Here is a 17,126-nt window from a genome sequence, read left to right on the forward strand (position 1 = left end):
GCTCAGCCCGCGATCACGAAATTGACGATCCGGTTGGGCACGTGGATGCGCTTGACGATGCGCTTGCCCTCCAGCAGGCGCGCCACATTGGGCTCGTTCTCCGCCAGCGCGATCACCGTCTCGGCCGGCGCATCGGGCGCCGCGGCGACGGTGCCGCGCAGCTTGCCCATGATCTGGACCGCGATGGTCAGTTCGCGCGCCACCAGCAGCGCGGGCTCGGCCACCGGCCAAGGGCGATCGACGGCCGGCGCCCGGCCCGGCTCCAGCAGGGCCAGCATGTCCTCCGCCTGGTGGGGAACCATCGGCGCGGCCAGCAGGCACAGGCTCAGCGCGGCCTCGCGCCGCGCATGGTCCATGCCGGCATCGGCCGCGGCCTTCTCGGCATCCGCCAGGGCGGATGTCAACTCGTGCAGCCGGGCCACCGCCACATTGATCGCGAAGCTCTCCAGCGCATCGCTCACGGCGGCGATGGCGCGATGAGTGGCCCGGCGCAGCGTGTCTGCGGCCTCCGACGGCGCGGCCTCGGCATGAACATCGGCCGGGACGGTCTCGGCCACCGTCCGCACCACGCGATACAGCCGTTGCAGGAAGCGCGCGGCACCGGCAACACCGGCCTCGGTCCACTCCATGTCGCGTTCCGGCGGGCTGTCCGACAGCACGAACCAGCGCGCGGTGTCGGCACCGAACCGCTCGATGATCGCCACCGGCGCCACCGTGTTGCGCTTGGACTTGGACATTTTCTCGACACGGCCGATCGTCACCGGGGCACCGGTGCCGCGATGGACCGCCCCGTCGCCGCGCCGCTCGACTTCCTCGGGATACAGCCACAGCCCATCGGTATCGCGATAGCTCTCGTGGTTGACCATGCCCTGGGTGAACAGCCCGTCGAACGGCTCGTCCAGCCCCAGATGCCCGGTCTCCCGCATCGCCCGGGTGAAGAAGCGCGCATAGAGCAGATGCAGGATCGCATGCTCGATCCCGCCGATATACTGGTCGACCGGCAGCCAGCCATCGGCCGCCGGCAGAACGGTCGGCGCCGCCGCATGCGGGGCGGTGAAGCGGGCGAAATACCACGAACTGTCGACGAACGTGTCGAACGTGTCGGTCTCGCGCGTGGCGGCGGCCCCACAGCGCGGGCAGGCGACATGCTTCCAGGTCGGGTGATGGTCCAGCGGGTTGCCCGGCCGGTCGAACGTCACATCCTCGGGCAGGGTGACGGGCAACTGCTCGTCGGGCACCGGCACCGGGCCGCAGGCGGCGCAATGGATGACCGGAATCGGGCAGCCCCAGTAGCGCTGGCGCGAGATGCCCCAGTCGCGCAGGCGCCAGTTCTCGACCCCGCGCCCCACGCCCAGCCCTTCCAGTCGGCTGATGGCTTCGGCCCGGGCGGCCTTCGTGTCCAGCCCGTCCAGGAAGCCGGAATTGATCAGCGTGCCGTCGCCGTCCCACGCCTTGGCGGTAATGGCGAAGCTCGCCTCGTCCTCGCCCGCCGGCAGGATGACGGGGCGGAAGGGCAGGTGATAGGCATTGGCGAAATCCAGGTCGCGCTGGTCGCCGCACGGGCAGCCGAAAATGGCGCCGGTGCCGTAATCCATCAGCACGAAATTGGCGATCCAGACCGGAAAGCTCTGGTCGGGCATGAAGGGATGCGATACGCGCAGCCCGGTATCGAACCCGCGCTTCTCGGCCTTCTCGATCGCTTCCTCCGACGTACCCAGGCGGCGGCATTCGGCAATGAAGGCGGCAGCGTCCGGATTGTCCTGCGCCACCTTCGCGGCCAGCGGATGGTCGGCCGCGACGGCCAGGAAGGCCATGCCGAACAGCGTGTCGGGGCGGGTGGTATAGACCTCGACCGAATCCAGGTCGGTATCGAAACCCTGCGGCGGGCTATGCAGCGCAAAGCGCACGCGCGCGCCGACCGAACGGCCGATCCAGCGTTCCTGCATAAGGCGAACCCGCTCCGGCCAGCGCGGCAGGTGCGACAGGCCCTCCAGCAGCTCCGGGGCGAATCTGGTGATGCGCAGGAACCACTGCGAGAGCTTCTTCTTCTCGATCAGCGCACCCGACCGCCAGCCGCGCCCGTCCACCACCTGCTCGTTCGCCAGCACGGTATGGTCCACCGGGTCCCAGTTCACCCAGCTCTCGCGGCGCTCGACCAGATCGCCCTTCAGCATGTCCAGGAACAGCTTCTGCTGCTTGCCGTAATATTCCGGCAGGCAGGTCGCGATCTCGCGATCCCAGTTGAACGAGAAGCCCAGCCGCTTCAGCGTGCCGCGCATGGCGGCGATATTCTCCAGCGTCCAGGTCTGCGGATGCACGCCCCGCTCCCGCGCCGCGTTCTCCGCCGGCAGGCCGAACGCGTCCCAGCCCATCGGGTGCAGGACCGAGAACCCCTTCGCCCGCTTGTACCGCGCGACCACGTCGCCCAGCGTGTAGTTGCGGACATGCCCCATATGAAGCTGCCCCGACGGGTACGGGAACATCTCCAGCACGTAATATTTGGGCCGGTCGGCAGGCGGCACGTCGGGCACGTCGAAGGCGCCCGCCCGCTCCCACTCGGCCTGCCAGCGCGGTTCGGCCGTGCGGAAATCGTAGGAAGCGGGGGTCATTTCAGTCATGTCAGGGTCCAGGAGCATGGGCCGGAACGTCACGGTCCGTCACGACCGGCCGATACGAATAAGGGATGCCGGGCAGCGTCCCGGCATCGTCCCCGGCGCCGGGGCGCCGGGGCGAGGGGCTTACTTGCCGCCGCCGCTGTCGGCGCGCAGCTGCCGCGCCCGGGTCAGGATGCGGGTGGTGATGTCCGACACCGTATTCGGGGCGACCGGGGTATCGACCCACTGCCCGTCGGTCAGCGCCTGGCGGAAGACCGACACGCGCAGCGCGTCCGACCGCAGGTTGCGCGACAGCACATAGGCCGTGATCTTGAAGCGTTCGTTCTTGGTGGCCGGCGGCGTGTACCAGTCCGTCAGGATCACCCCGCCGATGGCGTCGGCCGAGGCGAAGGGCATGAAGGACAGGGTATCGATCGCCCCGCGCCACAGATAGGCGTTCACGCCGCTCTTGCCGATCTGGTCGTCGCCGCCATTGGCGGACCGGTCCTGGCTGATCAGATGGTTCTGCGGCATCGCCAGCCCCGCATCGGCGCGGCGATGCGACGAGGAACACGCGGTCAGGCCGAGCAGCGGAGACAGCGCCAGGACGCCCAGCAGGCGGGCCGATGGCGGAAGGCGGCGATTGGCGGATGGCGGTCGAACGGTCATGTTGCCCCTGTGGTCCCCTCGGGTCTGGCCCCGCTGATGGATCGGCGGCCGTGGCGCGTCCTGCCCGTCCGGGGCCGGCGGTCGGACCACGGTGCAGCCGGTTTCACTGCCGTCTTCATATCCCGCCGCGCCATCCCCGCCAAGCCGGCCGGTGATTTTCTCCCCGCCCTTGTAACGGCGCTCGCGGCCCCCGCAAAAACGGGTCCCTGATGAACCGGCCCAGCCTTGCCATCCCCGTCCCAGCCGGTTTGAAAAGAACCAGGGCATTGCGGAACCGCGCGAGGAGTCGCCGCGCGACGAGGCGAACGATCGGAGGGCGACGTGGCAGGCATCGCGGGCAGGGGGACAGGGCGGCCCGGCGGCCGGTGGCGGGGCGCGGCCCTGCTGGCGGCCCTGTCGCTGCCGGCGGGCCCCCATGCGGGCGCGGCCGACCGGCCGGCGCGCGCAGCGCCCCAGGCCGCCCGCCTGACCCAGGCCGAGAAACTGACACTGGTCCGGGCGGATATCGTGGCCGCACCGGCCGAAGGCGTCTCCATCGTCACACTGCCCGGCGTGCCGCGCGCCGGCCTGCCCGCCCTGCGGATGGCCCTGCTGGACGACGCGGCGGCCCAGCCCTCGCCGCTGGCGCTGATGGCGACATGGGACCGCGACCTCGCCCGGCGGGCGGGCCAGGCCCGGGCGCGCGCGATCCGGGCCGGCGGCCGCGCGATCGCGGCGGTCGGCGGCATCGGCCCCCTGCCGGCGGGCCGGGCCTATGACGGCGAGGACCCGCTGCTGGCCGGCCGGATGATGGGCGAGGTCGCGGCGGGCCTGATCGCGGGCCACGTGCTGCCGCTGTTCGGCGGCCATGGGCAGCCCGGGGCCGATACGGTGTCCGAGGACCGGATGCTGGCGCTCCATGTGGCGCTGGAGCAGGCAAGGGGCGCGGGCATGCTCTGCCACGTCCCGGTCGTGGCGGCCCGCCCCTGCGGCGGGCTGGACGGGCAGGAGCACCGGCTGCGCGACGGATGGCGCTATGGCGGCATGGTCGCCCTGCTGGCCGACCGCCCGACGCCGGACGGCACGGCGCCCCGCCGCGACCTGCTGCTGTCGGCGCTGGCGGCCGGAATCGACGTGGAGGGCGAGCCCGGCGCCCCCGACACGGCCTTGTTCGGGGCCACGCTGCGCCAGGCGGTGGCGAAGGGGGGCTTCGTCCCGCCCGCGCGGCTGGACCATATGGCGGCCCATGTCATGCAGTCGATGGACGAGGCCGGCGTGACCGAGCACCCGCCGCCCTTCGGCGCCCTGCGCCTCCCCGCGCCCTACCGCGACCCGCTGGCCGAGGAAACGGTGGCCGAGGGCGCGGTGCTGCTGCGGAACGAAAACACGGTCCTCCCCTTGGCCGGCACGGCCGCCGAGCCGATCCTCGTCCTGGGCGCCGGCGCGGCCCGGGCGCCGGCGCATGCGGTGGCCGAGGCGATGGGCCGGGCGGGAACGGTCGCCCGCCTGGCCGCCGACGCGCCGGAGGACGGGCCATTGCCGCCCGATGTCGCGCAGGCCGGCCGCATCGTCATCCTCTCCACGGGCCCCGAGGACGACCGGCTGATCGGCGCGGTGGCCGATAATGGCGGCCATGTGGTCGTGGTCCTGCTGTCGGACGATCCCGGCCGCCCCATGCCCTGGCTCGACCTGGTCGACGGGGTGGTACAGGCCTGGTCGTGGCGCGAGGGCGGGGCCGATATCCTGGCCGACCTGCTGACCGGCCGGCGCGATTTCTCCGGGCGGCTGCCCGTCACCTTCACCGGCGGGGTGGCGCCGCCGCAGGAGCATCTGGCGGGCTACAAGGCGTTCGATCGCGCCCATGTCGCGCCGCTGTTCCCCTTCGGCTACGGCCTGTCGGTCCGCGCGCGCTTTGCCTATGGCGAGCTGAAGGCGACGCGGGACGGCGCGCGGCTGCTGGTCGCCTTCAGCGTGACCAATCGCGGCGACGCGCCGGGCCGCGACGTGCCGCAGGTCTATCTCGACCTGCCGGAGGGCAGCGGCGAGGCCCCCAAGCGGCTGATCGGCTGGCGGGGCGTGCAGCTCGCCCCCGGGCAGGCGGCGCGGCTGAGTGTGGCGGTCGATGCGCGGATGCTGGGGCGCTGGAATCCGGCCACGCTGGAATGGGTGGTACCGGCCGGCGATTACGGTGTGTCGCTGGGCGGCCATTCCGCCAATCTGGGCCGGCAGGTCATGATCCACCTGCCAGACATGCGCGTGCCCGGCGCGCTGCCGGACGATGGCGGGTAGGAACCCCGCGCGGAGCGTGACCCGGCCGGTCAGGGCGGCGGCTCGCCCTCCAGCGGCGTAAAGCCCAGGCGGGCAATCAGGTCGTGCGTCGCCTGCGCCGCCGCCAGCACGGCGGCGCGATCCAGCCCCTTGCTGACCAGCGCCACCCCCCGCCGCCCGTCCGGCCGCCGGAACGGGTAGGACCCGATATCCAGGTCCGGATGCGCGTCCTGGATGTCCGACAGGCCGGCGGCCAGCGTGCCCTCGAACAGTTCCAGCGCGTACCAGCTCCGCGACGTGACGGGCGTGCCGTGCGGCAGGGTCGGGGCCAGGGACTCGAACATCGCCTGCATGATGCGCGGCACGCCGGCCAGCACATGGACATTGCCGATGCTGAACCCCGGCGCGATCGAGACGCTGTTGGTGATCGGCGTCGCCCCTTGCGGCAGGGTGGCCATGCGCTGGCGGGCGGCGTTGAATTCGCCGGGCGGAAAATGGGCCTCCAGCAGCCGGAAGGTCTCGGGGTGGGGGACCCACGGCACGCCGAACGCCTCGGCCACGCAGGGCGCGGTGATGTCGTCATGGGTCGGCCCGATGCCGCCGGTGGTAAAGACCTGGTCGAATCGCGCCCGCACGTCGCACAGCGTGGTCACGATGATGTCGCGCCGGTCGGGGATGATCCGCACTTCCGACAGCGTGATCCCCAGTTCGGACAGGCGTCGTGCGAGATATTGCACATTGACGTCCTGCGTCCGGCCCGAAAGGATCTCGTTGCCGATGACCAGAATGCAGGCTGTCGGGTTCATGGCGGCAGGTCCCTGTCCGATGGCATGGACCATCATTATGGGCCCGGAATCCGCTTCCGGCCAGACAGGAGGGAACAAGCGATGCGGGAAGGACCGGTGTGCGGCGTGCCGCGCTGCGTGTGGGATCTCCCGGCCATGCTGGGCGAGGGCCCGGTCTGGTCGGAAGCCGAGCAGGCGCTCTATTTCGTCGATATCGTCGGCCGGGCGATCCACCGCTACCGGCCGGAAAGCGGCGAGAGAACGTCCTGGACCGCCCCCGACCGGCCCGGCTTCCTGGTCCCGCTGGCCGACGGCACCTTCCTGTGCGGGCTGCGCGACGGGCTGCACCGGTTTTCCCCCGCCACCGGCCGATTCGGCCTGGACCTGCCGGTCGAGCCCGACCAGCCTGGCAACCGGATCAACGACGGCCATGTGGACCGGTTCGGCCGCCTGTGGTTCGGCACCATGCACGATGCCGAAACCGACCCCACCGGCTCGCTCTATTCCGTCCGCCAGGACCGGGGCGCGCTCTCGATCCGGCGCGAGGATACGGGCTACGTGGTCAGCAACGGCCCGGCGCTCTCGCCCGACGGGCGCACGCTCTACCACAATCACTCCCCCGCGCAGACCGTCTACGCGTTCGACGTGGCCGCCGACGGAACTCTCTCGAACCGGCGGGTATTCGCCACCCTCGTCGACGGCTATCCCGACGGAATCGCGGTCGACAGCGCGGGCTTCCTCTGGATCGGCATGTGGGACGGCGGAAGGATCGAACGCCTGGCCCCGGACGGCACGAAGGTCGAGCCGATTCCGATGCCGGCGCGCAACGTGACCAAGGTGGCATTCGGCGGCGCCGACTACCGCACCGTCTTCGTCACCACCGCCCGCAAGGGCCTGTCGGCACAGCAGATCGTGGAACACCCGCTCAGCGGCGGCCTGTTCGCCTTCGGCACCAGCATCGCCGGCCAGAAACAGGCGACATTCACGCTCGACGCCCCATTCGCGCTGTAGGCCGCTCTGTCAGAGCCAGACCGCATTGACGGTCAGGCTCTCAGACCAGATCGCGCAGCAGCGGTACCAGCGGCAGGTCGGCCTCGGGCATCGGATAGGCCGACAGATCGTCGCCCCGCACCCACGCCAGCGTCTGGCCCTCACGCGGGCGCGGAACATTCTTCCAGCGCCGGCAGACATAGACGGGCATCAGCAGATGAAAATGCCCGTAATCGTGCGAAACGAACGTATAGGGCGCGAGGCAGGAGCGGCTGACATCCAGCCCCAGCTCCTCGTCCAGCTCGCGAATCAGCGCCGCTTCCGGCGTCTCGCCGGCTTCCACCTTGCCGCCGGGAAATTCCCACAGCCCGGCCATCGGCTTGCCTTCCGGCCGGCGCGCCAGAAGGATGCGCCCGTCCGTATCGATCAGCGCCACGGCCGCCACCAGCACGACGCGCTTCTTTTCCCCCGGTCCGGAGGCCGCCTCCCCGGCAGGTGCATCCATCGCCAGGTCCGCCCGATTCGCCTCGAACAGCAGGACCGGATGCTCCCCCCCGCGTGAGACGAATTCCTGGTGCCCGGTGCCGGTCTCGCGAAATCCCAGCCGGCGCAGCACGGCGATCGAGGCCGGATTGTCGTGCGCGACGGCCGCCGCCACCCGGTCCACCGGCATGTTGGCCAGCGCCCAGCGCGTAATGCGCCCCACCGCGCTGGTGGCCACCTTGCGGTTCCAGTACGGGCGCCCGACCCAGTATCCCACGGTGGCCGAACGGCGCCCGCGATCGACCTGCAACCCGATGCAGCCGATCAGCGAATCGGGCGTCTCCGATTCGGGATGGGTGATGGCGAAATGATAGGCCGCCCCCCGCCGGGACAATTCGGCGGTCGAGGCGATCCATTCGTCCGTCAGGCCGCGCGGATAGGGAAACGGCACGCGGCTGAGCATCCGGATGACGCTCCAGTCATTGACCAGCCGGTGCATCGCGCCCGCGTCCGAGGACAGAAGGGCCCGCAGCCGGAAGGGCCCGGCCTGCAGGGTGGTATCCGTCCGGTCGTCGATCATGGACGCAACGACATCCTCAGCCGGCGGTGGGCGCGCGGACGCCGCATTCGGCCAGCAGCTCGCGCAGGTTGCAGATCACCGGGAACACTTCCTGGTTGTGGTCGCCGCCCAGCTCGTTCCAGGCATTCTGTTCCAGTTCCACGATCTCGCGATCCTCGCGGAAGATCCGCTCGGTAAACGCGACCAGGAACGGCCACGCCAGGTCCAGCACGCCCGGCAGCTTGGGGCGCTTGATCGACAGCAGCCCGAAGACGCGGTTGGTCAGCTGCTCCTCGTCCTGCGGAACGTAGGCGATCCACAGGTCCATCACCGGCTCGCCGCCCGTGGGCTCGATCTTCAGCGTCTGGTACGGATATTCGGTGCGGATGGTCATGACGTCGCGATGGGCGAATTTCGCGCTGTTGTCGCGCTTCTGCCCGAAGACCAGCGCCTCGCCGATGGGCTGCTTGCCGCCGGTGCGGGCAAAGGTATAGCGCGCCTCGATCATGCCGGGGCCGCGATCCTGGCCCAGGAAGCGGGGCTTCATCTGGCCCATCTGCTTCATGTGCATGAACTGATGGTTCATATCCATCAGGTTCTCATGCATGAAGCTGTAGTGGCATTTCACATGCCGGCCGAAGCGCCGGGTCTTGTAGTCGGGGTTGGCCACCTGCGACAGCCGGGGCAGCGGCACCGATTCGGCCAGTTCCGGGTTGCCGGGAAAGACGAAGATCAGCCCGTCCTGCTCGCGGCAGGGGTAGGTCCGCACCCCGTTGGGCAGCTTGCCCTTGCCCAGGTAGGGCACGTCGATGCAGCGGCCCGACCGGCCATAGGCCCAGCCGTGATAGCAGCACTGGACCGACTGCCCCTTCACCGTGCCCTTGCTCAGCGGTACCTGCCGGTGGGCGCACCGGTCTTCCAGCGCAAAGACCTCGCCTTCGACGGGGCGAACCAGCGCGATCGGCAGGCCGGCATAGCGGGTGCCGATGGTCTTGCCGGCCTTCAGCTCGCGCGACCAGGCCACGGGGTACCAGAAATCGGGATCGCAGCGGATACGTCGCAGATCCTCCCCCGGGGTCAGGGCGGGGTGGGGCATGCTGTCCGTCGAAAGAATCTGGTTCATCGTCTCTCTATGTGCTCGGTCGCCTGCGGCTGTCCGGTGGATCGTGCGGTGCCGAGACGGCCGCCGCACGTATTAAAGGGGCATCTCGCCACCGCGTGCAATTGATAACGCGTATCATTGCTCGCGATTGGCGTGCGCCTGGCTTTTCCTTCCGGCCGGTCGGGCTGGAAGCCGTCATGATATCAGACATGGATCCGGTCTCCGGCCTTGATCCGGATCAAGAACGTGCCGATTCCCCAACGTGTGGCGGGGTGGCCAGTTCGGCGGTCAGGTCCTCGATGAACTGCCAGGCGACGCGGCCCGACCGTCCGCCGCGCGTGACCGACCACGCATTGGCCCGCCGGGCCAGCTCCTCGTCGCCGACCGGCAGGTTTCGCGCGGCGGCATAGGCCCGCACCATGTCCAGGAAGACATCCTGCGCGCAGTTATGAAAGCCGATCCACAGCCCGAACCGGTCGGAGAGGGAAACCTTCTCCTCGACCGCTTCCGAGGGATTGATGGCGGTCGACCGCTCATTGTCGATCATGTCGCGCGGCATCAGGTGCCGCCGGTTGGAGGTCGCGTAGAACAGCACATTGTCCGGCCGGCCCGAAATCCCGCCATCCAGCACCGATTTCAGCGCCTTGTAGTCGGCATCCTCGCTCTCGAACGACAGGTCGTCGCAGAAGACGACGAAGCGGCGCGCGCTGGTGCGCAGCAGCGCCAGCAGGTCGGGCAGGGTGGACAGGTCCTCGCGCTGGATCTCGATCAGCACCAGCCGCCCCCGGCCGGGCTCGGCGGGCGCGCCATCCACCTGGTTGGCCTGGGCATGGGCGGCCTTGACCAGCGATGACTTGCCCATGCCGCGCGCGCCCCACAGCATGACATTGTTGGCCGGCAGGCCACGGGCGAAATGCAGCGTATTGTCCAGCACCAGCCGGCGCTGGATCTCGACCCCGCGCAGCAGGCCGATATCGACATGCGCCACATGCGCCACCGGGGCCAGGCGCCCCTGGGTGGGGTGCCAGACAAAGGCATCGGCCGCATCCAGTCCCGCCAGACTCGGCGGCGGCGGCGACAGCCGCTCCAGCGCCTGGGCGATACGGTCGAGAACAGGCAGCAGGGGGTGGGACTCCATCGTCGGTCCTGTGGCTGGAAAGGCGCGATCGGACCCGGAGCGCGGCGGAAGGCAAACCGACGCCTTGACGGGAAACGGACGAAAACTATGGTCCACTGCCTCAGCCCGCAACCCATTAAATGACGGCCGGAAGCGCGACATGACCTCAGTTTCAGATTTCCTTGTAACCCCGGCATACGCCCAGACCGCCGGAGGCGAGGGAGGGCTCCTGAGCGCCGGCGGCCTGATGTCGATCCTGCCCTATGTCGCGATGTTCGCGATCTTCTATTTCATCCTCATCCGCCCGCAGCAGCAGAAGCAGAAGCAGCTCCGCGCGCAGCTCGCGGCCCTGCGTCGCGGCGACAGGGTGCTCACGGCCGGCGGCATCATCGGGGTCATCCAGAAGGTGCGCGACGATTCGAACGAGATCGAGGTCGAAATCGCCCCCAACGTCCGGGTGACGGTCCTGCGCGACACCCTGACCTCGGTCGTCAGCAGCACCGCCAAGCCGGCCAACGACACTGCCCCCAAGGCCGGCTGACCGCGCCCTCCCCGGCCGGCCGGCGAACCGCCGGCTTCACCGGCCGTTAACCCCGCTCGGGGGAGAGGGGGCATGACGCTGTACGGAGACATCGACGCAACGCGGGCCACGCCGTTCAAGCCCGCCTCCGCGCGGGGCCGGGCCGGCGTGGCCTCGGGCCTCGCGGCAGTGGCGGGCATGATGTTCGGCCTCGATATCGGGGTCATTTCCGGCGCCCTCGGCCCCATCGCGCGCGAATTCCACGCCAGCCACCTGCAACAGGAATGGATCGTCGCCGCCATGATGGTGGGCGCCGCGCTGGGCGTGCCCATCGCCGCCCGGCTGTCCTTCGGCTGGGGGCGCCAGCGCACGCTCCTGATCGGGGCGGCGCTGTTCGTGGCGGGGTCGCTGTCCTGTGCCCTGGCCGGGTCGCTGGGCACGCTGGTCGCGGGGCGGGTGGTGATGGGCCTGGCGGTCGGCATCTCCACCTTCACCGCCCCCCTCTATATCGCGGAGATCGCCGATCCCGAGCATCGCGGCGCGATGGTCTCGATCTACCAGCTCATGATCACCATCGGCATCATGGCGGCCTTCGTCTCCAACGCGCTGTTCTCCTATTTCGATACGTGGCGCTGGATGCTGGGGGTCGTGGCGTTCCCCGGAATCGTCTTCCTCATCGGCGTCGCCTTCCTGCCGGCCAGCCCCCGCTGGCTCATGATGCGCGGCCGGCGCGAGGCCGCGCGGCGCGCGTTGCAGGACCTGCGCGGCCAGGGCCGGAGCGTGGCCCGCGAACTGCGCGAGATCGATGCCCGCCTCCATGTCCGCAGCGCGGGCTGGGCCCTGCTGCGCGACGACCGGAATTTCCGCCGCTCGGTGGTACTGGGGGTCATGCTCCAGGCCATCCAGCAATTCACCGGCATGAACGTGGTGATGTACTATGCGCCGCGCATCCTCGGCCTAGCCGGCTTCGTCGACCATGCACGGCTGTGGGGCACGGTCACCGTGGGGGCGGTCAATGTCGCCGCCACCTTCCTGGCCATCGGGCTGGTCGATCGCTGGGGCCGCCGCCCCATGCTGATCAGCGGCCTGATCGTCATGAGCATCGGCATGGCCCTGCTGGGCCTCTCGCCGTCCGACGGCGTGCGCGCGGCCACCGGCCAGGCGCTGGCCGTGGGCGGCATGGTGTGTTTCGTCTCGGGGTTCGCCTTCTCGGCCGGCCCGGTCATCTGGGTTCTGTGCGCCGAAATCCAGCCGCTCCAGGGCCGGGAATTCGGCGTCGCCTGCTCCACCGTCACCAATTGGGTCGCCAACATGATCGTGGGGGCGTCATTCCTGACGCTGATGGACCGGCTGGGCCTGTCCGGGGCCTTCTGGCTCTATGCGGGGCTGAACGCGCTGTTCGTGGTCCTGATCGCCCTGTTCGTGCCCGAGACACGGGGCCTGACGCTGGAGCGGATCGAACGCGACCTTACATCCGGGGTGCGCCTGCGCGATATCGGGCGCGGGGTACCGGTCCCGAACGGCGCCACCGACGGTCGGATATGAAAAACCCGGCCCCAAGGGGACCGGGCATTCCAGGTCACAGACTGCCGTCCGCCGTTCAGGCGGCCTTCAGCTGCGCCTCGGCAAACTCGTAGTTCGCCAGCTTGTCCAGATAGTTGGTCACATAGTCGGGGCGACGGTTGCGGAAGTCGAGATAGTAGGAATGCTCCCACACATCCAGGCCCAGCAGCACCTTGCCCTGGCCTTCGGCCAGCGGGTTGGAGCCGTTGGCGCTCTTGGTGATCTTGAGCTTGCCCTCGGGGGCCAGCACCAGCCACGCCCAGCCCGAGCCGAACTGCGAGGTCGCAGCCGCCTTGAAATCGGTCTTGAACGTGTCGACGCTGCCGAAATCCTCGGCGATCTTGGCCGCCAGCGCGTCGGGGATCACGCCGCCGGTGGGCGACAGGTTCTGCCAGAACAGGATATGGTTCCAGTGCTGGCCGGCATTGTTGAACACCGGCGCCAGGGCCGCATCACCCTTGACCGCCAGGATGATTTCTTCCAGCGACTTGCCCTGCAGTTCGGGCTTGGCTTCGACGAAGCCGTTCAGCGCGGTGACATAGGCCTGGTGGTGCTTGCCGTGATGCAGCTCCAGCGTTTCCTGGCACATGCCGCGCGCCGCCAGCGCGTTGGTCTGGAACGGAAGAGTGGGCAATTCGAAAGCCATGGACGTTCTCCTTGGAATTGCAGCGGCTGAAACGCCGCCCGTCAGAGCTATGAGGGCGGGCAAGGGGCGTCAAGTGACGGAACAGGGACGGCCGACCCGCCTGCCGGGACTCTTGCGCCGCACCATCGCGCGCGGCAAGTCGTTGGCATGACAATCTCCGCCATGACAGGCCCCCCCGAAAGACGCGCCGCAGGGGCCGGAGTTTCCCCCGGCGCGGCCACCGCCCGGCAGGCCGATCCCGACCGTTTCCTGTGCGCGCTGTTCCTGCCGCAGGCGGCGCGCGATGCCGCCTTCACCCTGATCGCCTTCAATCACGAAACCGTTCGCGCCCTCGGCGGCATGCAGTCCCGCGCGGTCGCGGGCCCGATGGCGGGGATGATTCGCCTGCAATGGTGGCGCGAGATCGTCGAGGGCGCGGGCCACCCCCACGCGGTCGCCGACCCGCTGCGCGCCCTGCTCGCCCAGGGCCGGGTGCGGGCGGAAACGCTGCTGGCCATCCTCGATGCGCGCGAGGCCGAGCTGGACGGGCTGGCCGACTGGCCGGCCTGGCGCAAGGCGATGTACGACGGCGCGGGCGGCGTGCAGGTCGCCATCGCCCAGGCGGCCGGCGTGACCGACCCGGACCTGCTGCGCGCCGTGCAGCTCGGGGGCGCCGCCTACGGCGCGGGCGGGCTGGTGCGGCATCTGGAACGGGTGCTGGCCGGCGGCCGCTGCCCGGTGCCCGACAGCGCGCTGGCGGGGGCCGGCCTGTCGGGCGACACGATTCGCGACGGCGCCACCCTCCCGCCGGACATGCTGCGCAACCTCCGCGCCGACCTGTGCCGCGAAGGGGCGGCGTTCCTGGCCCAGGCCGGGCAGCAGCGCCTGCCGCGCCCGGCCCGGGCGGCGGCGCTGCCCGGGGTCCTGGCGCGGCGCGACCTGGCACGGGGTGCCGGCGGCGCGCCGGCAGGCGCCGCCCCGCGCGGCCTGGGCGACCGGCTGGCGGTCATGGCCGCAATGGCGTTCGGCTGACGCCCCCCATCGCCTACGGCGTGTTCGCCACCATGCTTTCCATGACGGCGAACAGGGCGGAATAATCGTCGTTCGGGTGCAGCCGCCGCGTCAGCGACAGAAGCTGCGTGGTGGCGGCCATGGTCGGCACCGGCGCCGCCACCCGGGCGGCGTCGTCCAGCAGCAGCCGCATGTCCTTCTGCATCAGCCGGGTGGGGAATTGCGGCCGGAAATCCCCCGTCCGCGCCGCCTTCAGCTTGCGCTTGTGGTGCGGTGAGATCACGGCGACCGAATCGAGGGCCTCGAACAGCATGTCCCGCTCCAGCCCGGCCGCCAGCCCGTAGCCGATTCCCTCTGCCACCGCCGCCAGCCCGGCGCCCATGATGCCGTTGATCACCAGCTTCAGCTTCGAGCCACTGCCCGCCGGCCCAGCATGGATCGTCGCCTTGCCGATAATGTCGAAGATCGGCTGGGCCCGGGCGACGATCTGCGCCTCTCCGCCCACCAGCACCACCAGCGCACCGGCCTCGGCCTCGGGCGTGCTGCCCGAAACCGGGGCATCCAGGGCGGCAATGCCCCGTTCGCCGGCGGCGGCGGCCAGCGCCAGCGAGGCCTCGGGCGAGACCGAACTGGTATTGATCAGCAGCGTCCCCGCCTTCATGCCCGCCAGCGCGCCCTCGGGGCCATAGGCAGCCTCGGCCAGCGCCTCGTCGTCGGGCACGCACAGGATGACGGTCCCGCCCGATGCCTCGGCCAGCAGCCGGGGCGAGGGCAGGAAGCGGGCGGTGCCGTCGCCGCCCTTGCCGGATGGGGTATAGGCCACGATCTGGTAGCCTGCGGCCTGAAGATTATGGCCCATGCGGCTGGCCATGGCACCGAAGCCGATAAAGCCGACAGTCCCTGCCGTGCCGTGGTCGGATGAAGCGGGCATGATCATGCTCCTTTTCTTTTTCGTCCCGTTCCCGGCAAGGTGCCGGACGATCCCGGCGGTGTCACGCCCCGGCCGGCCCGAAACCCGGCAAACCCGGAACCCAGCAGATAAGGCCCCGCATGCGTGTCTTTCGCTATCCCGCGCCCCCGCCCTCGTCGATCACGCCGCACCGGGCCTGGTTGTCGCGGCGCGACCTGCTGGCGGCCGGCGCGGCCGCCGGCCTCACGGGCCTGGTCATGCCGCCGCGCGCGGCCGGCGCGGCCGACCTGGCAGCCCGCCCCGGCGCCCTGTCGAACGCGGGGTTGAAGCCCACCCCGCTGCGCGACGTGACACACTACAATAATTTCTACGAATTCGGGCTGGAGAAGACCGACCCGGCCGACCGGTCCGCCGACTTCCAGCCGCGCCCGTGGACCATCCGGGTAGACGGCATGGTGGCCAAGCCCCGCACGTATGACATCGACGCCCTGCTGGCCCGGCCCCTGGAAGAGCGGATCTATCGCATGCGCTGTGTCGAGGCCTGGTCGATGGTCATCCCCTGGATCGGATTCGCCCTGCGCGACCTGCTGGCGGAGGTCGAGCCACTGGGCAGCGCGAAATACGTCGCCTTCGAATCGGTGGTGCGCCCGTCGCAGATGCCGGGGCAGGGCGGGGTGCTGCCGGTGCTGGACTGGCCCTATGTCGAGGCGCTGCGCCTCGACGAGGCCCTGCACCCGCTCACCATCCTGGCGGTCGGGCTCTACGGCCAGACCCTGCCCAACCAGAACGGCGCGCCGGTGCGGCTGGTCGTGCCGTGGAAATACGGGTTCAAGGGCATCAAGTCGGTCGTGCGCATCCGCCTGACCGACCGCATGCCCCGCACCTCGTGGAACGTCCGCGCGCCCGACGAATACGGGTTCTACGCCAACGTCAATCCGGCCGTGGACCATCCGCGCTGGAGCCAGGCGAGCGAGCGGCCCATCGGCACCGGCGGGTTCTTCGGCGCCTCCCGGCAGCCGACCCTCCCGTTCAACGGCTATGGCGCGCAGGTGGCGGGCCTGTACGCCGGCATGGACCTGCGGCGCGATTTCTGATGGCGTCGCGGCGCGTGCGCTCGGCCGGCCTCGTCCGGCTGGCGCTGTACGGCATCGGGCTGGTGCCGGCGGCGGTGTCGTTCGTCCAGGGGGCGACCGACCGGCTGGGGGCCGATCCGGTCAATGTCTTCGAGCGTACGCTGGGCCTGTGGGCCCTGCGGTTCCTCATCCTGTCGCTGTGCATCGCGCCGCTGCGCGACCTGGCGGGCATCAACCTGCTCCGCTACCGCCGCGCGCTGGGGCTGCTGGCCTTCTGGTACGCGCTGTTCCACCTCACGGCCTATGTGGCGCTCGACCTGGGGTTCGACCTGCGCACCCTGCTGGCCGACGTGACCAGGCGGCCGTTCATCATCCTGGGCATGGCCGCCTTCACCATCCTGGCCGCCCTGGCCGCGACCTCCAACGGCTGGGCGATCCGCCGGCTGGGCCGGCGCTGGCAGGCGCTGCATCGCTGGGTCTACGCGGCGGCCATCTGCGCCGCCATCCATTTCGTCCTCTCTTTCAAGGTCATACGGGTCGAAACCCTGCTCTACGGCCTCGTCGTGGCGGCGCTGCTGGCCTTCCGCGTCTGGCGGACGGCCGCCCGGCGCGGCAGGCGCCGGCCCGCCTCGGCCGCCGGCCGCGACGGCGGCAGGGAGTTCCCACGCGACGATGCGGGGGAAGCCTGACAGTCATGCGCTGGTGGAATGGATGAGCCGGCCATTTCGGGAAGAAAGTCCCGAAAATGGCAGGTCGGAGAAGGGAAAGGCGCAATCGCTCTTCACCCCCCGCCGGTCGCGGCCAACGCGGCGGCCCCGGATCGGCTCGCGCAGAGATGATGTCTCGGAATACCGGTTCAGGTGGCAAGAGGTTGGTGC

At 70.2% G+C, this 17,126-nt stretch carries 15 protein-coding genes; 7 read left to right on the forward strand and 8 right to left on the reverse strand.

Going from position 1 to position 17,126, the window contains the following annotated elements; all coding sequences use genetic code 11:
* Positions 1–2: 2 nt before the first annotated feature.
* Both leuS and HLH27_RS06425 read right to left on the reverse strand, forming a co-directional pair.
* Entirely contained in the window at positions 3–2,618 is a 2,616-nt protein-coding gene (gene leuS, locus HLH27_RS06420) for a leucine--tRNA ligase (RefSeq protein ID WP_182948847.1), read from the reverse strand.
* Between the two features lie 120 nt (positions 2,619–2,738).
* Complete coding sequence (locus HLH27_RS06425; protein WP_182948848.1) at positions 2,739–3,263, reverse strand: DUF3576 domain-containing protein; 525 nt, start codon at positions 3,261–3,263, stop codon at positions 2,739–2,741.
* 321 nt (positions 3,264–3,584) lie between these two features.
* Between HLH27_RS06425 and HLH27_RS06430 the strand changes: the two genes are divergently transcribed.
* Positions 3,585–5,531 (forward strand): glycoside hydrolase family 3 C-terminal domain-containing protein, encoded by a 1,947-nt coding sequence (locus tag HLH27_RS06430; RefSeq protein WP_182948849.1) that lies wholly within the window; start codon positions 3,585–3,587, stop codon positions 5,529–5,531.
* Between the two features lie 29 nt (positions 5,532–5,560).
* Here HLH27_RS06430 and HLH27_RS06435 read toward each other — a convergent pair whose 3' ends face one another.
* Positions 5,561–6,316, reverse strand: coding sequence for a competence/damage-inducible protein A (locus HLH27_RS06435; protein WP_182948850.1), 756 nt, complete (start codon positions 6,314–6,316; stop codon positions 5,561–5,563).
* An 81-nt stretch (positions 6,317–6,397) separates the two neighbouring features.
* Here HLH27_RS06435 and HLH27_RS06440 point away from each other — a divergent pair, with 81 nt between their 5' ends.
* Positions 6,398–7,306: an SMP-30/gluconolactonase/LRE family protein gene (locus HLH27_RS06440; RefSeq protein WP_182948851.1), complete on the forward strand. Its 909-nt coding sequence runs from the start codon at positions 6,398–6,400 to the stop codon at positions 7,304–7,306.
* 40 nt (positions 7,307–7,346) lie between these two features.
* Here the strand turns inward: HLH27_RS06440 and HLH27_RS17210 are convergent, their stop codons facing one another.
* From HLH27_RS17210 to HLH27_RS06455, 3 genes are all read right to left on the reverse strand, one after another.
* Positions 7,347–8,348 (reverse strand): bifunctional GNAT family N-acetyltransferase/(deoxy)nucleoside triphosphate pyrophosphohydrolase, encoded by a 1,002-nt coding sequence (locus HLH27_RS17210; protein ID WP_182948852.1) that lies wholly within the window; start codon positions 8,346–8,348, stop codon positions 7,347–7,349.
* A 16-nt stretch (positions 8,349–8,364) separates the two neighbouring features.
* Entirely contained in the window at positions 8,365–9,450 is a 1,086-nt protein-coding gene (locus HLH27_RS06450; protein WP_182948853.1) for an aromatic ring-hydroxylating oxygenase subunit alpha, read from the reverse strand.
* Between the two features lie 217 nt (positions 9,451–9,667).
* On the reverse strand, positions 9,668–10,567 hold the full coding sequence (locus tag HLH27_RS06455) for an ATP-binding protein (protein WP_182948854.1): 900 nt from the start codon (positions 10,565–10,567) through the stop codon (positions 9,668–9,670).
* A 139-nt stretch (positions 10,568–10,706) separates the two neighbouring features.
* Between HLH27_RS06455 and yajC the strand changes: the two genes are divergently transcribed.
* The gene (gene yajC / locus HLH27_RS06460) at positions 10,707–11,087 is read left to right on the forward strand and encodes a preprotein translocase subunit YajC (protein WP_182948856.1); all 381 of its coding nucleotides are present in this window, start codon (positions 10,707–10,709) and stop codon (positions 11,085–11,087) included.
* A gap of 72 nt (positions 11,088–11,159) precedes the next feature.
* On the forward strand, positions 11,160–12,611 hold the full coding sequence (locus HLH27_RS06465) for a sugar porter family MFS transporter (RefSeq protein ID WP_182948858.1): 1,452 nt from the start codon (positions 11,160–11,162) through the stop codon (positions 12,609–12,611).
* A 55-nt stretch (positions 12,612–12,666) separates the two neighbouring features.
* Here HLH27_RS06465 and HLH27_RS06470 read toward each other — a convergent pair whose 3' ends face one another.
* Entirely contained in the window at positions 12,667–13,275 is a 609-nt protein-coding gene (locus HLH27_RS06470; RefSeq protein WP_182948860.1) for a superoxide dismutase, read from the reverse strand.
* Positions 13,276–13,437: 162 nt separating this feature from the next.
* Between HLH27_RS06470 and HLH27_RS06475 the strand changes: the two genes are divergently transcribed.
* Complete coding sequence (locus tag HLH27_RS06475; RefSeq protein WP_182948862.1) at positions 13,438–14,286, forward strand: squalene/phytoene synthase family protein; 849 nt, start codon at positions 13,438–13,440, stop codon at positions 14,284–14,286.
* Positions 14,287–14,299: 13 nt separating this feature from the next.
* Here the strand turns inward: HLH27_RS06475 and HLH27_RS06480 are convergent, their stop codons facing one another.
* Positions 14,300–15,196 carry an NAD(P)-dependent oxidoreductase gene (locus HLH27_RS06480; protein WP_182948864.1) on the reverse strand — a complete coding sequence of 299 codons (897 nt, stop codon included), beginning with the start codon at positions 15,194–15,196 and terminating at the stop codon, positions 14,300–14,302.
* Between the two features lie 119 nt (positions 15,197–15,315).
* Here HLH27_RS06480 and msrP point away from each other — a divergent pair, with 119 nt between their 5' ends.
* Together msrP and msrQ are read left to right on the forward strand one after the other, a co-directional pair.
* The gene (gene msrP / locus HLH27_RS06485; protein WP_182948866.1) at positions 15,316–16,269 is read left to right on the forward strand and encodes a protein-methionine-sulfoxide reductase catalytic subunit MsrP; all 954 of its coding nucleotides are present in this window, start codon (positions 15,316–15,318) and stop codon (positions 16,267–16,269) included.
* On the forward strand, positions 16,269–16,937 hold the full coding sequence (gene msrQ, locus HLH27_RS06490) for a protein-methionine-sulfoxide reductase heme-binding subunit MsrQ (protein WP_182948868.1): 669 nt from the start codon (positions 16,269–16,271) through the stop codon (positions 16,935–16,937). Before msrP ends, msrQ begins: the two co-directional genes overlap by 1 nt.
* The last annotated feature ends 189 nt before the right edge of the window (positions 16,938–17,126 follow it).

Source organism: Gluconacetobacter takamatsuzukensis (genome assembly GCF_014174275.1).
In the GTDB taxonomy this organism is placed as follows: domain Bacteria; phylum Pseudomonadota; class Alphaproteobacteria; order Acetobacterales; family Acetobacteraceae; genus Gluconacetobacter; species Gluconacetobacter takamatsuzukensis.